The organism is Parabacteroides sp. AF14-59, assembly GCF_003479515.1.
Classification (GTDB): domain Bacteria; phylum Bacteroidota; class Bacteroidia; order Bacteroidales; family Tannerellaceae; genus Parabacteroides; species Parabacteroides faecis.
Genome location: NZ_QUHH01000004.1, coordinates 334,871 through 351,703, shown reverse-complemented (window position 1 = coordinate 351,703; position 16,833 = coordinate 334,871). Strand labels below are relative to the sequence as shown.

The 16,833-nt window shown below is 46.3% G+C and carries 11 protein-coding genes; 8 read left to right on the top strand and 3 right to left on the bottom strand.

The window, feature by feature from the left end; translation table 11 throughout:
* The first annotated feature begins 121 nt into the window (after positions 1 to 121).
* The 5 genes from DWW23_RS07250 to DWW23_RS07230 all read left to right on the top strand — a co-directional run bounded on the left by DWW23_RS07250 (position 122) and on the right by DWW23_RS07230 (position 9,126).
* Positions 122 to 1,024 carry an IS3 family transposase gene (locus DWW23_RS07250; protein ID WP_370449245.1) on the top strand — a complete coding sequence of 301 codons (903 nt, stop codon included), beginning with the start codon at positions 122 to 124 and terminating at the stop codon, positions 1,022 to 1,024.
* 627 nt (positions 1,025 to 1,651) lie between these two features.
* Positions 1,652 to 3,052, top strand: a complete 1,401-nt coding sequence (locus DWW23_RS07245) for an efflux transporter outer membrane subunit (protein ID WP_122352601.1) — start codon at positions 1,652 to 1,654, stop codon at positions 3,050 to 3,052.
* Positions 3,053 to 3,111: 59 nt separating this feature from the next.
* Positions 3,112 to 4,227 (top strand): efflux RND transporter periplasmic adaptor subunit, encoded by a 1,116-nt coding sequence (locus DWW23_RS07240; protein ID WP_122352600.1) that lies wholly within the window; start codon positions 3,112 to 3,114, stop codon positions 4,225 to 4,227.
* A gap of 7 nt (positions 4,228 to 4,234) precedes the next feature.
* On the top strand, positions 4,235 to 7,369 hold the full coding sequence (locus DWW23_RS07235) for an efflux RND transporter permease subunit (RefSeq protein WP_122352599.1): 3,135 nt from the start codon (positions 4,235 to 4,237) through the stop codon (positions 7,367 to 7,369).
* Between the two features lie 290 nt (positions 7,370 to 7,659).
* Positions 7,660 to 9,126 carry a catalase gene (locus DWW23_RS07230; protein WP_122352598.1) on the top strand — a complete coding sequence of 489 codons (1,467 nt, stop codon included), beginning with the start codon at positions 7,660 to 7,662 and terminating at the stop codon, positions 9,124 to 9,126.
* A gap of 92 nt (positions 9,127 to 9,218) precedes the next feature.
* Here DWW23_RS07230 and dnaJ read toward each other — a convergent pair whose 3' ends face one another.
* A complete protein-coding gene (dnaJ, locus tag DWW23_RS07225; RefSeq protein ID WP_122352597.1) occupies positions 9,219 to 10,379 on the bottom strand; it encodes a molecular chaperone DnaJ in 1,161 nt (386 codons plus the stop codon).
* Between the two features lie 36 nt (positions 10,380 to 10,415).
* Positions 10,416 to 11,000: a nucleotide exchange factor GrpE gene (locus DWW23_RS07220; RefSeq protein WP_122352596.1), complete on the bottom strand. Its 585-nt coding sequence runs from the start codon at positions 10,998 to 11,000 to the stop codon at positions 10,416 to 10,418.
* A 221-nt stretch (positions 11,001 to 11,221) separates the two neighbouring features.
* On the opposite strand from DWW23_RS07220, the gene DWW23_RS07215 reads away from it, so the two are divergent.
* From DWW23_RS07215 to corA, 3 genes are read left to right on the top strand one after another with little or no spacing between them, the layout of a single operon-like run.
* A complete protein-coding gene (locus DWW23_RS07215; RefSeq protein ID WP_122352595.1) occupies positions 11,222 to 12,646 on the top strand; it encodes a PDZ domain-containing protein in 1,425 nt (474 codons plus the stop codon).
* 14 nt (positions 12,647 to 12,660) lie between these two features.
* Positions 12,661 to 15,132: an endonuclease MutS2 gene (locus tag DWW23_RS07210; protein ID WP_122352594.1), complete on the top strand. Its 2,472-nt coding sequence runs from the start codon at positions 12,661 to 12,663 to the stop codon at positions 15,130 to 15,132.
* A gap of 13 nt (positions 15,133 to 15,145) precedes the next feature.
* Entirely contained in the window at positions 15,146 to 16,228 is a 1,083-nt protein-coding gene (gene corA, locus DWW23_RS07205; protein WP_122352593.1) for a magnesium/cobalt transporter CorA, read from the top strand.
* Here corA and DWW23_RS07200 read toward each other — a convergent pair.
* Complete coding sequence (locus tag DWW23_RS07200; protein ID WP_122352592.1) at positions 16,225 to 16,824, bottom strand: recombinase family protein; 600 nt, start codon at positions 16,822 to 16,824, stop codon at positions 16,225 to 16,227. The two genes, corA and DWW23_RS07200, sit on opposite strands and share 4 nt — an antisense overlap.
* Positions 16,825 to 16,833: the final 9 nt, after the last annotated feature.

The window sequence follows — 16,833 nt, the reverse complement described above, 5'->3', positions numbered from 1 at the left end:
CGAAACTGGCTATTTATCAGGAAAGAATGCGTGCAGATGCCTATGACACGATGATTGATGTGGCAGAAGAAATGTTCAAGATTCCGATCAGAAAAAAAGCTGGCACCAAACAGTAAAAAGACTGCGTAAGGAGAAGAACTTTTATAAAGTCTCTTCTCTTTGCGAACTGTTTGGTGTTAGCCGACAGTCTTATTATCTGCATCATGAGATTGATTTTGAGCGGCTTGTATTCAAAGGTTTTATATTGGAGTATGTCCATGATGTTCGTCTAAAAGCTCCGCGTATAGGTTGCCAGAAATTATTTGAAATGTGCAAGAGTTATTTTGGGGAGAAGTTAACAATGGGACGTGATGCCTTTTATAACCTGTTGAGAGAAAGCGGTCTGATGCTTCGGGTAAAAAGACGTAAAGCACGGACAACTTATTCGGATCCATACGCTCCTTTCTATCCAAATCTGATAAAAGGTCTGATTCCTACTGCTGCGAACCAGGTTTGGGTAAGTGATATTACCTATGTCTGGACATCGAAGGGCTTTTGCTATTTATTTCTTATTACAGACCTTTATTCCCATAGGATTATGGGCTGGGTACTTTCTTCATCTATGAAGTGTAAAAATGCAGAAGAAGCTCTGAATCAAGCAGTAGAAACTGCCGGCTATCCACTGACTGGTTTGATCCACCATTCAGACAGAGGTATTCAATACACTTGCTTTGCTTATATGGAATTATTGGCAAAAAATGGTATGCAAGCCAGCCGTACAGAACACGGGGATCCGCTGGAGAATGCTGTAGCTGAACGGGTTAATGGCATCCTTAAACAAGAGTGGCTTTCTTTATATTCCTTTGAAAATGAGGACGAGATACGAAAGGTATTGATTCCGGCTATCGAGTTTTATAATAAGGAAAGGCCTCATGCCAGTAATAACTGGCTAACGCCTGAGCAAGCATACAAACAAGACAAGGAGTTGAAAAGAATGTGGAAAAATTATCCTTATACGAAAACCCATATCTCTGTTTATCAATAGAGATTAACGCTCGTCGGGAGTGGTGCTCCACTCCCTTGCCGCTTAGGCGATCCCAGAGCGATGAGTTTTTGGATGGGTGATTTTTATTCACTAACTTTGTTTCTCTTTCCAGCCGGCAGAGCTTTCTGTAAAGTTGTTGCAGGAATAAACACAAAAGGTGTAAACTGAAGTTAGGATTTTAGTTTTGTTATGTAAATTGTTTTTAGTAATAAATGTTTTATCTGTAAACTACTTTCAGTAAAGGTCACAACCGTTCTCTAACGCTCTATTACAAAGTAAATCATTTTCCAAAACATATATGTTTCGTTTGCAAATCATATATGTTTTGTCGTTAAAACACCTATGTTTCGACAGCGGTTGTCAGCTCTTTTTCCAATAAAGAATAACTGTCTTTATTCAGCACTAACCATCCCTATCTGCTCCTATCCGGTAGTCACTTTTCTATTGTACTTACTTTTGTGAGGTTATCGATAATCTGATAAGAACCGAAATAATTTATTTTGGTTCGATTGCTCTATTTAAAGCAAGGTACTCCCCACCCATCCTTATTATCTCGTGAAAATTAGTCCTTTATTAAACCAAGCATGACTTTTTTATGTTTATGTGTAGAATCTAAACAAAAAAGTTATGCACATAAGTACATGGTGTTATACTGTGCTTTGTCTTTTTCTGCCGATAACGCTAATGGCACAGACAAAGCATAAGTACCTCGATCACGCATTGCCGGAGGCGTGGCAGGAGAATGACAGTAGTTTCCAACAGACCTTACCCGTAGAAGACAACTGGTGGAAGAATTTTGATGATCCGGTATTGGATTCCCTGATCGATGTAGCCGTGAAGCAGAACTATTCTGTGCAGATGGCCGCCGACCGTATTGCCATGGCAAAAGCCAACCTACGCATACAGCAGGGCAGTTATTCACCTACACTGGGACTTTCGGCCGGATGGACCAGGCAGCAGAGCAGTGGCAACACCAGTAGCCTGCCGCAGACAATTACCCAATACGCCGATGCTTCGCTTTCGATGAGCTGGGAAGTAGACGTATTCGGCAGTATCCGCAATCGTGTAAAGGCCCAGAAAGAAAACTTTGCAGCCTCCAAAGAGGAATATAATGCAGTAATGGTGTCCCTTTGCGCCCAGGTCGCATCTGCTTATATCAATTTGCGTGAACTGCAACAGGAAGTCGACGTAGTCACACAAAACTGCCTCTCCCAACAGGCTGTCGTTGAGATTACCCAAAAAAGATATGAGACAGGGTTGGTTTCAAAACTGGATGTAGCACAAGCCCAGTCTGTCTATTACAGTACCAAAGCCTCACTACCCATGTTGGAAGCAGGCATCATCCAGTATACAAACGCATTGGCGGTATTGATGGGACTTTATCCGCAAGACGTCAAAGGATTGATCGACACCCCGCGCCCGCTGCCTAACTACATCGAAACAGTCGGAATAGGCTTTCCGGCAAATCTCCTGCTTCGCCGTCCGGATATCCGCTCCGCCGAGCGCCAGGTGAATGCACAGGCTGCCACACTAGGAGCGTCGAAATCCGATTGGTGGCCACAGGTATTCGTCAAAGGTTCCATCGGATTCGCTTCGCACGACATCGATAAAATAGCCAATCATAACAGTCTGACGTATGAAATCGCACCGGCTATCTCATGGAATTTCTTTCAGGGAGGTAAACTGGCACAGGCAACGCGCCTGGCTAAAGCCCAACTGGACGAGACGATCAAGCAGTTCAATGAAACCGTCCTCTCTTCCGTACAGGAAGTCGATAATGCGATGAGTTCGTATAAAAATTCGATCAAACAGATCGTCGCTCTCCGCGAGGTGGTCAATCAGGGTAAGCAGACACTCGATCTGTCGCTCGACCTGTACAAACAGGGACTGACCCCATTCCAGAACGTGCTGGACGCCCAACGCTCGTTACTCACCTATGAAAACCAGCTGACACAGGCTAAAGGCAGTTCACTTCTCCATCTGATCCAGCTCTATCAGGCACTGGGCGGCGGCTGGAACCAGGAATAACTTCTTTATCTCACGAAGTCGAGAGAAAGAGACGACCAATAAAACTAAAAAACGCAAATATGAATACGACAATTAAAATCACCCTGATCGCCCTGTCATCCCTCCTGATGGCATCGTGCAAAGGGAAAAAGCAACCGACGGAGGCCCCGGCTCCTTCCATCAGTGTAACAACACCGGAAGTCAAGGATATTACGCTGACAAAAGATTATCCCGGTTATCTGAGCTCCGAGTTAATGGTAAACCTGGTTGCCCGGGTAAACGGATATCTTCAGACCTCGCACCTGGTAGCAGGCAGCAAAGTCCGGAAAGGCGATCTGATCTTCGTGATCGAACCCGATACCTATAAAGATAATGTAGTACAGGCAGAAGCGGCACTCAAAACCTCCAAAGCACAACTCGATTATGCCCGAAGCAATTATGAGCGGATGAAAGAAGCGGCTAAAAGCGGAGCTGTCAGCCAAATCCAAGTCTTGCAGGCTCAATCGACCGTAGCCGAGATGGAAGCCTCCGTACGCAATGCGGAAGCCGGATTGAACACCGCCCGGACCAATCTGAGCTATTGCTATATCCGCGCTCCGTTCGACGGACGGATCACACGCGCTAACTACGATATAGGCAACTACATCAATGGTTCGGTTCAGCCCGTCACGCTGGCTACTTTATATAAAGACGACCTGATGTATGTAAACTTCAACATCGAGGATAACCAGTTTATGAAGATGATGATCACGGCCGCCCAAAACGACTCCACCGTCCGGCTGCCCGAAACAATCTCCGTACACCTGGGAGAAAACGGACGTCAGAACTACACAGGCCGACTGGATTACCTTTCTCCCAATGTAGACCTCTCGACCGGGACACTGAATGTCCGTGCCAATCTCGATAACAAGGACGGGGAACTGAAAAGCGGATTATACGTCACCATCACCCTCCCTTACAGCGAAAAGAAAGACGCCGTCCTGGTGCGCGATGCCTCCATCGGTACCGACCAGCTGGGAAAATACCTTTATATCGTCAATGATTCCAATATCGTACGATACCGCCATATAGAACCGGGACAACTGGTGGACGACACGCTGCGGCAGGTCATCAGCGGGATCGAACCGAACGAACGTTACGTCACCACCGCTTTACTGAAAGTAAGGGACGGAATGAGTATCACCCCCATAAAATAAGAACGTCATGGTAAAATTCTTTATAAACAGACCGATCTTTGCCACCGTTCTTGCCCTGATCATTGTAGTAGCAGGACTGGTCACACTCAACGTATTACCCATCGCCCAATATCCGGATATCACGCCGCCTACCGTACAGGTCTCGGCCGTTTATCCGGGGGCGGATGCACAAACGGTCTCACAGACCGTCGGATTACCGATCGAACAACAGGTGAACGGTGTGGACGGAATGCTCTATATGAGTTCCAATTCCTCCAGCTCCGGTGCCTATTCACTGACCATCACATTTGCGGTCGGTACGGATATCGACATGGCGACCGTCATGGTACAGAACCGTGTCAGCATCGCGCAAAGCAGCCTTCCGGAAGCCGTGATCGTACAAGGTATCACGACTCGCAAACAATCGTCAAACATTGTGATGATGCTTTCACTAACCTCTAAAGATCCCCTCTATGACGGGCTTTATCTGAGCAATTATGCCAGCCTGAATCTGACCGACCAGCTGGCCCGCCTGCCGGGAGTCGGTTCCGTGAATGTCATGGGAGCCGGTAGTTACAGTATGCGTATCTGGCTCGATCCCGAAGTCATGCGTATCCGTAACCTGACGCCCGATATGGTCTTTCAGGCCATATCTACGCAGAACAGGCAGGTATCCGCCGGTTATGTCGGGCAACCGATCGCGCAGGCAAACAATCCTTACCAATATACCCTTACTGTAAAAGGTCGCCTGACCACTCCGGAAGAGTTCGGAAATATCATCATACGGACTGAACAAGGCGGCAAAATACTCCGCCTGAAAGATATCGCCCGTACTGAGCTGGGCAGTTCCTCTTACAATGTGACCTCCCAGCTAAAAGGGCAACAGGCGGCAGCGATTGCCATCTACCAGTTACCGGGTTCCAACTCGTTGGAAGTATCCAAAGCCGTACGGGCGAAAATGGAAGAAATAGCCGCTACCCTGCCGCAAGGTGTTGAGTATAATGTAACACTCGACACGACGGAAGTCATAAACGCCTCCATCGACGAAGTATTAGTAACCTTCCTGGAGACAACTGCATTGGTCGTCCTGGTTATCTTCCTGTTCCTCCAAAACTTCCGGGCAGTAATCATTCCTTGCCTCACCATCCCTGTTTCATTGATAGGAACACTGGCTGTAATGGGGGCGCTGGGATTCTCGGTAAACACCTTGACATTGTTCGGGTTGATACTGGCTATTGCCATTGTGGTAGATGATGCGATCGTGGTCGTCGAGAACTCGTCGCGATATATGGACACGGGGAAATATACGGCACGCGAAGCGGTGACCAAAGCGATGGGCGAGATTGTCGGACCGATCGTCGGCGTCGTGCTGGTCTTATTGGCCGTATTCATCCCGACGACCTTTATTGGCGGTATCTCCGGGCAGCTTTACAAACAATTCGCCCTGACCATCGCAGCCGCAACCGTATTGAGCGGTATCAACTCGCTGACGTTGACGCCGGCTCTCTGTGCCTTGTTCCTGCAAGTCACCAAAGATCCGACCTTTTTCGTATTCAAAGCATTCAATAAAGTATATGACAAAACACAAAAGGTTTACGATGATGTGGTTGATCGCATGCTGAAACATCAGATCGTCACACTGGTCATCTTCCTGATCGTCTCAGCCGCAGCAACCATTCTGTTCATGCGCTGGCCATCGACTTTCATTCCGGAAGAAGATGACGGCTATTTCCTGGTTTCAACCCAGTTGCCTCCGGCAGCCAGTCTGCCCCGTACTCAGGAAGTAAGCCGGAAGATCAACAAGATACTCGACAGTTATCCGGAAGTCAAAACCTATATGGGCATCAGCGGTTTCTCCGTGATGGGAGGCGGCGAATTATCGAATGCCGGAACCTATTTTGTCGTACTGAAAAACTGGAATGAACGGAAAGGGAAAGGTCATACGGCACAAGATGTAGTCACCCGCTTCAACCGGGAAGCTTACGGTATCCAGGAAGCGCAGATATTTGCCCTGGTCCCTCCTGCCATCCCTGGCCTGGGTGCTTCCGGCGGCCTGCAACTGCAACTGGAAGACCGCAAGAACCTGGGACCGACCGAAATGCAGCATGCCATCGAAACATTGCTGGAAACCTATCATACCAAGCCTCAGCTCCTGAGTTTATCCAGTATGTATCAGGCCAATGTGCCACAATACCGACTGAACATAGACCGCGATAAAGTACAGCTGCTGGGATTACAATTGAGCGATGTCTTCTCGACATTAAGTTATTACATGGGAGCTGCCTATGTAAATGACTTTGTCGAGTTCGGACGCATCTACCAGGTGAAGATCGAAGCCAGCGGACAAGCTCAGAAAGTGATCGACGACGTTATGCGGTTAAGCCTGGAGAACAGCGCAGGTAAAATGGTTCCTTTCTCCGCCTTTACAGAAGCCATACAACAATTGGGACTGGACCAGATCAACCTGTATAATATGTATTCCTCCGCCTCCATCACCTGTATCGCTAATCCGAAATACAGTTCCGGAGAAGCCATACAGGCCATGGAAGAACTGATACAGGAACAACTGGGTGATAATTTCGGTTACGAATGGACCTCCGTCGCCTATCAGGAAACAAAAGCCGGATCGACTACGATCCTAATCTTCGGTATGGCATTACTGGTTGCCTTCCTCGTACTTTCGGCACAATACGAAAGCTGGACAAGCCCGCTGGCTGCCATTCTGGGATTGCCGATCGCATTGTTGGGTGCTATTCTGGGTTGCTTCATCATGGGTGTACCTGTCAGCGTCTATACTCAGATCGGTATTATCCTGCTGATAGCCCTCTCTGCAAAGAACGGTATCCTGATCGTCGAGTTTGCCCGCGACTACCGTGCCGCAGGTAATTCCATCCGCGAATCGGCTCTCGAAGCCGGACACGTCCGCCTGCGCCCGATCCTGATGACTTCGTTCGCTTTCGTGTTGGGCGTTATGCCGTTGCTGTTCGCTACCGGAGCCGGAGCCGCCAGCCGTGTCTCATTGGGTGCAGCCGTTGTATTCGGTATGGCGATCAATACGATCTTCGCTACCGCTTTCATCCCTAGCTTCTACGAATGGATGCAAACCATCCAGGAAAAGTGGCTGGATAAATCGTCGCCCGACAGCTCCGGGGGAAAGAAGTGAACCTTTCAGATCGTATTAGGGGACGCAGATGACGCAGAAAGCGCAGACTTTTTATTTTCTTTTAAACAATAATTTATCTGCGTTTACTCTGCGTTTTCTGCGTCATCTGCGTCCCCTAATACAAACTATTAATAAATAGCTCCTATATACCTATCAAAATTACCTATTTGATTTCTGTTTAATAACATTTTACTTTTGTTCAGTAATCGAAAACAAATCGCGTATAAGGTTGGTTACATTAATATTCAAGGTAAGATGTTTTCGACTTTATACAAATAAAAAATTTATTTATGGAGAACAAAAAGCTAACAGCTGCCAACGGTCGCCCCGTTGCAGACAATCAGAATTCACAGACAGTAGGTCCGCGTGGACAAATGTTATTACAAGACCCCTGGTTTTTAGAGAAACTGGCCCATTTCGACCGCGAAGTCATTCCTGAAAGACGTATGCATGCCAAAGGATCCGGAGCATTTGGTACTTTTACTGTGACACACGACATTACTAAATACACAAAGGCTGTGATCTTTAGTGAAGTCGGTAAAAAAACAGACTGTTTCGTTCGCTTCTCTACCGTTGCCGGTGAACGCGGAGCGGCAGATGCTGAACGCGATATTCGTGGTTTTGCCATGAAGTTTTATACAGAAGAAGGCAACTGGGATTTAGTCGGAAACAATACACCGGTATTTTTCCTGCGCGATCCGTTAAAATTCCCCGACCTTAACCACGCCGTCAAAAGAGATCCGAAAACAAACCTGCGCAGCGCAAACAATAACTGGGATTTCTGGACATTGCTTCCGGAAGCATTACATCAGGTTACCATTACCATGAGTTCCCGCGGTATCCCCTATTCTTATCGCCACATGCACGGTTTCGGTAGCCATACATATAGCTTTATCAATGCTAAGAACGAACGTATCTGGGTAAAGTTCCACCTGAGGACATTACAGGGGATCAAGAACCTGACTGACCAGGAAGCAGAAGCGATCATCGCAAAAGATCGCGAATCGCATCAGCGTGACCTGTTTGAAAGCATTGAAAAAGGAGATTTCCCTAAATGGAAATTCCAGATCCAGCTAATGACGGAAGAACAGGCAGAAAACTACCGTATCAATCCGTTCGACCTGACAAAGGTATGGCCGCACGGCGATTTCCCGCTGCACGACGTGGGTATCCTCGAACTGAACCGTAACCCGGAAAATTATTTCGCAGATGTGGAACAAGCAGCCTTCAACCCGATCAACACGATAGAAGGTATCGGTTTCTCTCCGGACAAAATGCTTCAGGGACGTCTGTTCTCTTACGGAGATGCACAACGTTATCGCCTGGGTGTGAACTCTGAACAAATACCGGTAAACAAACCTCGTTGTCCTTTCCATGCTTACCATCGCGACGGAGCCATGCGCGTAGACGGTAATTACGGTTCGGCAAAAGGATATGAACCGAACAGTTACGGCGAATGGCAGGATTCTCCCGAAAAGAAAGAACCGCCTTTGAAAGCCAACGGCGATATCTACAATTATAACGAACGTGAATACGATGACGATTATTACAGCCAGCCGGGTGCTCTGTTCCGCCTGATGCCAGCCGACGAACAACAGGTTCTGTTCGAAAATACTGCCCGTCAGATCGGTGGAGCCGAATTGTTCATCCAGCAACGTCACGTACGCAACTGTTACAAAGCCGATCCTGCCTATGGCAAAGGTGTTGCCGATGCACTGGGCATCAGCCTGGAAGATGCTTTGAAGGAAACAAGATAGTATAAGTACCCCCTTGATAAATTCTGTTCAAAAAAAGGAATGCCCCTTTACCTTCAGGTATCGTGGGCATTCTTCATTTTATATTAAAAGAATTAATCAAACATATGTCTGAATTTGCTGAAGATCTTTTCTTTCATCGTACGGTTCGGCTGGAAATTCGGCGAGTTTTCCAGACCGGTCAATGTTTCTTTTTCTGAAGCAGACAATGTCTCAGGAATATATACGCTTACATTGACAAGGAGGTCACCTGTTCCGTAACTGTTCACGGAAGGAAGTCCCTTGTTTCTGAGACGTAATACCTTACCCGGCTGTGTACCCGGTTCGATCTTCACCTTCGCTTTCCCATCGATGGTCGGTACTTCGACAGTTCCTCCCAAAGCGGCCTGGGGAACGCTTAACAACAAGTTATATAACAAGTCATTCTCATCGCGGATCAGTTCCGGATGCGGTTCCTCTTCGATCAGGATCAGAAGGTCACCATTCACACCACCATGACGGGCAGCATTACCCTTGCCGCTCATGGACAACTGCATGCCTTCTGCCACACCTGCCGGGATATTGATCGTAATGACTTCTTCGTCACGCATAACACCTTCACCGGTACACTGCGTACATTTTTTAGTGATGATCTTGCCTTCACCACCGCAGGTAGGACAGGTCGACTGTGTCTGCATCTGCCCCAGGATCGTATTGGCAATGCGGGTCACCACACCGCTTCCATGACAGGTTTCACAAGTTTTGGAGCTGTGATCGTCTTCCGCACCACTACCGTGACACTTGCTGCAGGGAACGTACTTTTTGACTTTTATCTTCTTTTCTACTCCGTTAGCGATCTCTTTCAGGTTCAGCTTTACCTTCACACGTAAATCCGAACCACGGTTCACACGACGGCCGCCACGTGAGCCTCCGCCAAAACCTCCGAAACCACCAAATCCGCCAAAGTGCCCACCAAAGATGTCTCCAAACTGAGAGAAAATATCTTCCATTGACATTCCGGCCCCACCAAAGCCACCTCCCTGAGAGGCGCCTCCTACTCCGGCGTGTCCGAACTGGTCATAACGCTGACGTTTCTGAGCATCACTCAATATGTCATACGCTTCGGCAGCTTCTTTGAATTTCTCTTCTGCTTCCGCATCACCAGGGTTCTTGTCCGGGTGGAACTGGATCGCTTTTTTCCGATATGCTTTCTTAATTTCTTCCACTGTGGCGGTTCTTTCCACCTCCAGCACTTCGTAATAATCTCTTTTAGCCATCTTTGTATTGTTGTTATTTGCCCTCTAGCATATTGCTTATTCTCCTACCACTACTTTAGCGTGACGAAGCACTCTATCATTTAAAGTATAACCGGTCTGTACACAATCCAGGATTTTTCCCTTCATGCCAGGTTCCGGAGCAGGAATCGTAGCTACAGCTTCAAACATTTCGGTGTCGAATGGTTGACCTACCGCTTCAATAACTTTCACTCCCTGCTGGGCCAGATAAGCCATAAATTTGGAATAGATAAGCTCTACACCTTCTTTCACAGCTTCCACGTCGTCCGATTTGCGGATGTTCTGCAATGCACGCTCAAAATCATCTACAACCGGAAGCAAGTTTTTCAAGGCGGCTTCACCACCATTCTTGATCAGGTCTGCCTTTTCACGCAAAGTACGTTTACGGTAATTATCGAATTCTGCCATCAAACGAAGATGAGAGTCGTTCAATTCGTCATACTTCTTTTTCAACTCTTCCAATTCTTCGGTCACAATGTCAGTCTGCACACATTCTTCTGCCGCATTTTCCTGTTCCTGCTGCAAATTTGTCGCTTCCTCGTTGTTCTGACATTCATTCTTTCCAGCCGTTTCTTTCTTTCCGTTAAAATTCATCTTGCTCATAACTATCTTATTTTTTTTATTATTACCTAATTGTCAGCATAATACGACAACCTTCCTCTACTAACATTCCACATGTAGAAAAAGTTATCCCTGCGATCATTCACCGGAATAATATCAAATATGCTGCCAACTATTCATACTCAACAAAAATATCTTTACCTTTGCCTGTATATTTAGGTATAAACAGGTATTATTAATACTATAATAGAATTACTGGCATTATGAAAAGAGTTGTTTTATCCATATTACTGTTATTTGCATTCTTAACCGGCTATGCACAGAACCGGAACGCGTCGATCTGTAGATTAGGGTTCACTTACGATATCAGTCAAAGTAATAACTGGGGAAAATATAAACCCGTTGTTACAGGAGTCATTCCTTATTCTTCGGCAGAACTTGCAGGAGTGAAACAGGGCGATATCCTGGAAGCGATAGACGGAGTGCAATCGACGGAAGTTTCCCCGCAGGAGATTGCAGAACTATTGAATCCTGCCGGTAAAAATGAAGTGATACTCACCATCTCCAATCTTGCCGTACCGACTAAGCAGGTAATGGTAAAAAAAGATTGCAAAAAGGTCAACTCGATTACGGAAGACCAACTGGCATCGGCTTTTGCAATGTACAGTCTGGAAACGACCAGCGAACGGAACTTTACCTGTCCTTTCAAAACCGTGGTAACACCGGATTCTGTCAACTTCGGCAAATTCAAGACATTTGCATTCGCAACAATCGATGAAAACAACCGTAAACTGGAAACTGCCATTAACGAATGTATCGAAAAAGAAATGACTAAAAAAGGTTTGGCCGTAGATATTGTCCAGCCGGACATCCTGATACAGACATTTTACTTCTTCGATAAGAATCCGAACTTTAAAGGAGCGAACAAAGTTATGATAGATAAGGAACCGACTTACCGTTATAATTTTACAGTGAGCAAAATGGACACTTTCCCGTTCCTGGGTAATTCGGCGGCAGAGGCGGAAGCAGAATACCTGTTGCAGTTCGGTTTCCGTATGATCGACCAGGCTTTTGTTCCGGGCCGTATCCTCTGGGAATGTGAAGCGAACGAGTTGCTGGAAGATTCCTACAAACTGGAAGAATATGCCCGTATACATGTGCCGCTGATGTTGATGCAATATCCGTACGTAAAATATGGCCGGAATGTATTATATAAGGTTAATCAGAGAACCTATAATTATACGGGTATCAGCTATGACATCGACCGTCTGGAACTGATTACGGATGTCGACCGCAATTCGCCGGCTTACGCATCCGGACTTCGTCCGCGCGATGTGATCGAAAAGATCAATAATAACAAGATGAATTATTCCGCAGAAGAATTTACAGCAGGCTATAAGAACTTCATTTCCAAAACGATGAAATATCGCGATCCTAAAACACAGTTTACGGATGCCAATGGTTTCAAACGCTGTATGTACTGGGATACATTCAACTACCCTAAGGTTGCCGATGCTTTACAAAGTTCCGGCAATGTAGGAGCTTTCTCCTACTTATATTATTATGCTCCTTATGTCAATCCGGCAGGTAACAATGCCTGTACGTTCGATATCAAACGGGGCAAGAACAAAATGGAAATCATCGTCCGCCCTACTATCCGCAGGGAGATTACGGTGGAGATAAAATAAGCATATAAATAAACGTGATATACCCACAAAACTTTGAACAAAAAACGGGGTTCGATAAAGTACGCCGTTTAATTTCCGATAAATGTTTAAGCCCGCTGGGACAAGAGCGGGTAGCAGAGATGGAATTCTCTGCCGATTATACAACCGTTATTGAACGTCTGGAACAAACAGATGAGTTTGTCCGTATCCTGCATGGAGATGTAGAATTTCCTGCCAGTTTCTTTTTCGATGTACGTTATTCACTGAAAAGGATACGTCCGGAAGGAACCTGGCTGGATGAAAAGGAACTGTTTGACCTGAAACGTTCCCTACAGACAATCAACGATATCGTCCGTTTCTTCCGTCCGACTGAAGAGGAAGAGATCGCTTATCCGGCTCTTACTGCATTGGCGGGTGACATACTTGTATTTCCCCAACTGATCGGAAAGATCGACTCCATTCTCGACAAGTTCGGGAAAGTAAAAGACAATGCCTCGCCCACCCTGGCACAGATCAGAAAAGAGATTACAGCAACGATGAGCGGTATTTCCCGCAGCCTGCAATCCATTCTGCGAAGTGCCCAATCGGAAGGTGTGGTCGATAAAGATGTGACTCCGACCATGCGTGACGGACGTCTGATGATACCTGTCGCTCCGGCTTTCAAAAGGAAGATCAAAGGGATCGTACATGACGAATCGGCAAGCGGTAAAACTGTTTTCATCGAACCGGAAGTCGTCGTGGAAGCCAATAACCGGGTACGGGAACTGGAAGGTGATGAACGTCGGGAGATCATGAAAATCCTGACAGAGTTTACCAATATAGTACGCCCGATGGTTCCGGATATCCTACAGTCGTATGAGTTTATGGCAGATATAGATTTTATCCGTGCCAAGGCTCTTTTTGCAGAACAGGTGAAAGGGATCAAACCGGTTGTCGAGAATATACAACAGGTAGACTGGGCACGTGCCGTTCATCCGCTACTTTACCTCTCTTTGCAAAAACAGGACAAGCAGGTTATCCCGCTCGATATCACATTGAGTGAGGAGAAGCGCATACTGATCATTTCCGGTCCGAATGCGGGTGGTAAATCCGTTTGTCTGAAGACGGTAGGTTTGCTGCAATATATGATGCAATGCGGTCTGCTGATCCCGTTGCACGAAAGTTCGCGTACCGGGATATTCTCCCGTATCTTTATCGATATCGGCGATGAACAGAGTATCGAGAATGACCTTAGTACATATAGTTCCCACCTGACTAATATGAAGTACTTCGTCAGGAACTGCGATGAAAAGACAATCATCCTGATCGATGAGTTCGGTAGCGGTACGGAACCCCAGATCGGCGGTGCGATAGCCGAAGCGCTACTCGACCGGTTCAACCGGAACCGTAGTTTCGGTGTGATCACGACCCACTATCAGAACCTGAAGCATTTTGCAGAAGATACGGAAGGCATTGTAAACGGTGCCATGTTATATGACCGCCACCTGATGCAACCGCTGTTCAAACTGTCGATCGGAAACCCGGGTAGTTCGTTTGCCGTCGAAATCGCACGGAAGATCGGGTTGCCGGAAGATGTGATCGCGGATGCTTCTGCGAAAGTCGGTTCCGATTATATCGATATGGACAAATACCTGCAGGATATCGTCCGCGACAAGCGTTACTGGGAAAGCAAACGCCAGAATATCCGCCAGCGTGAAAAGAAACTGGAAGATATCACATCCCGCTACGAAAAGGATCTGGAGGAGGTAAATAAGCAACGTAAAGAGATCATGCGCGAAGCAAAGGCTGAAGCACAGCGAATACTGGCCGAAGCAAATGCGAAGATCGAAAATACAGTTCGCGAGATCAAAGAGGCGCAGGCAGAAAAAGAACAAACCAAACTTGCCCGTAAAGCCTTGGAAGAGTTCAAAACATCTATCGAATCAACCGGCGAGGAAGATGACAAGATAGCTCGCAAAATGGCGAAACTGCAGGAACGGAAAGAGCGTAAAAAGCAAAAACAGAATGCTCCGCCCACCAAACAAGCGTTCAACCGTGACGTGATCGAAGTCGGCGACAATGTGCGTTTAAAAGGACAAGTTTCTGCCGGGACAGTTATGGAACTTCAAGGAAAACAAGCCGTTGTAGCATTCGGTATGATAAAAAGTACTGTAAAACTCGAACAACTGGAAAAAGTAAGCAAAGGCCAGATCAAGAAAGAAATTCAGAAAAGCACCTTTGTCAGTGTGGGTACGACCGATCATATGCACGAGAAAAAACTGAACTTTAAGCAAGAGATAGATGTTAGAGGTATGAGGGGCGATGAAGCACTGCAAGCTGTCACCTATTTCATTGACGATGCCATCCAGGTCGGAGCTGGGCGAGTCCGTATTCTGCACGGAACAGGTACGGGTATCCTACGGCAACTGATACGCGACTATCTGCATTCGGTTCCGGGAGTCGAGCATTACCACGATGAGCATGTCCAGTTTGGTGGTGCAGGTATCACTGTTGTAGAACTGGATTAAAACAATTGTAGCTATGAGACGAAAAGAGGGAACACATTTGCACAGGCGCAGACATATTTCAAACCGGCATTTGTCGGATAAATATTATTATGCCGGTGAACATGAAACTGTAACCGACATTCGTCTCACACAATACAATTCAGATGGAATCCACACGGCTGAAGTAAAAAAAGGAACTACTTCGTTTAATAAACTAGTCGACCCAAACAAAGTAAACTGGTTTCAAGTAAGCGGACTTACCGATTCGGAAACGATCACACGTATCGTAAACGATTTTGGACTCCATAATCTGGATGCCAAAGATATCCTGACACCTCAACATGTGGTAAAGATTGAAGAGTATGCGAATCACATGCTTATTATCCTGAATTCCAGTTATTATGATGCCAATATGGAGATACACTCCGAACACATCAGTATCCTGGTCACCGGTAATGTCGTTATTACTTTTACGGAAAGCAACAACCCGGTCTTCGCCAACACAATGAAAGCACTGGAATCGGATATGTTAAGCCTGCGGAAAAAAGGCAGCGGGCTCTTACTTGCTTTCCTGCTGAATACGATCATCGCCAACCTGGTCGAGACGGCTTCGAAGGTGGAGGAAATGTTGGAAGATATAGAGGAAACATTGCTCGATATCAAAAGCGACCAGGGGAATATGGGTTCGATGATCCAGCAACGCCGTCACGAATATATGCTTATCCGTAAAAACAGCCAACCCCTGAAAGAACAATTTCCCAAATTACTGCGTACCGAAAACGGGATAATCAGTCCCGACATGCTTCCGGTCTACACAGATTTGTCAGACCAGTTGCAATTCGTTATACAGACAACCGAAAGTTGCCGGGAAATCATATCTTCATTGGTGGATCTTTATATCTCCAACAATGACCTGCGCATGAACGCGATCATGAAACGGCTGACAGTCGTATCGACCCTATTCATTCCATTGACATTCCTGGTAGGCGTATGGGGAATGAACTTCAAACTTATGCCCGAACTGGACTGGGAATACGGATATGGTATTGCCTGGGGAGTGATGTTCCTTACCGGTATACTGACCTGGATATATATGAGAAAGAAAGATTGGTTTTAGAGTCCGTAATTCCTTTTAAACTGATAATAGGTATTTCTGGATACGTTGAAATGCTTGCAGATCATGACAACAGTATCTCCCCTCTCAAGCATATTCATCACTTCTTCTTTGTTGGCATCCAGCAAAGACTGCTTCGCATCGGTCCCTTTCGGCCGTCCCAGTTGCAGTCCCTCCTTATCTTTCTTATGATTCAATGCCTCTTTCGTCCGGACAGACATCAGATGATGCTCGATATCCGAAACCAGGTTACAGGTATCCGAGACGACTTCCGTATTCAGGCTGTTGTCCAGCAGATACCGGTCGTTGATACTATATACATGAATACCCCGGGCCATACATTTTCCCAAAAGCGTCATCACTTCGGAAAGGGTACGACCAAACCGGGCAATATCCGTGATAATCACCTTGTCATCCTTTTTCATTCTGTCTATCAACCGATACAAGGAAGGTTCACCTTCTTTCCTCTTTCCGTCTACTATATCAGTTATCCATTTACTGATCTCCAAACCATTTGCTGACGCATAACGAGTAATTTCATCTTTTTGTGTTTCAAGATGTTGCTTGTCAATAGTTACTCTCAAATAAGCTATTATCATAAAACTTCT

What these genes read in the sequence shown, in the direction of transcription:
- DWW23_RS07245 (WP_122352601.1), top strand. Translation starts at nt 1,652, where the DNA reads ATGCACATAAGTACATGGTGTTATACTGTGCTTTGTCTTTTTCTGCCG.
- DWW23_RS07240 (WP_122352600.1), top strand. Translation starts at nt 3,112, where the DNA reads ATGAATACGACAATTAAAATCACCCTGATCGCCCTGTCATCCCTCCTG.
- DWW23_RS07235 (WP_122352599.1), top strand. Translation starts at nt 4,235, where the DNA reads ATGGTAAAATTCTTTATAAACAGACCGATCTTTGCCACCGTTCTTGCC.
- DWW23_RS07230 (WP_122352598.1), top strand. Translation starts at nt 7,660, where the DNA reads ATGGAGAACAAAAAGCTAACAGCTGCCAACGGTCGCCCCGTTGCAGAC.
- dnaJ (WP_122352597.1), bottom strand. Translation starts at nt 10,379, where the DNA reads ATGGCTAAAAGAGATTATTACGAAGTGCTGGAGGTGGAAAGAACCGCC.
- DWW23_RS07220 (WP_122352596.1), bottom strand. Translation starts at nt 11,000, where the DNA reads ATGAGCAAGATGAATTTTAACGGAAAGAAAGAAACGGCTGGAAAGAAT.
- DWW23_RS07215 (WP_122352595.1), top strand. Translation starts at nt 11,222, where the DNA reads ATGAAAAGAGTTGTTTTATCCATATTACTGTTATTTGCATTCTTAACC.
- corA (WP_122352593.1), top strand. Translation starts at nt 15,146, where the DNA reads ATGAGACGAAAAGAGGGAACACATTTGCACAGGCGCAGACATATTTCA.
- DWW23_RS07200 (WP_122352592.1), bottom strand. Translation starts at nt 16,824, where the DNA reads ATGATAATAGCTTATTTGAGAGTAACTATTGACAAGCAACATCTTGAA.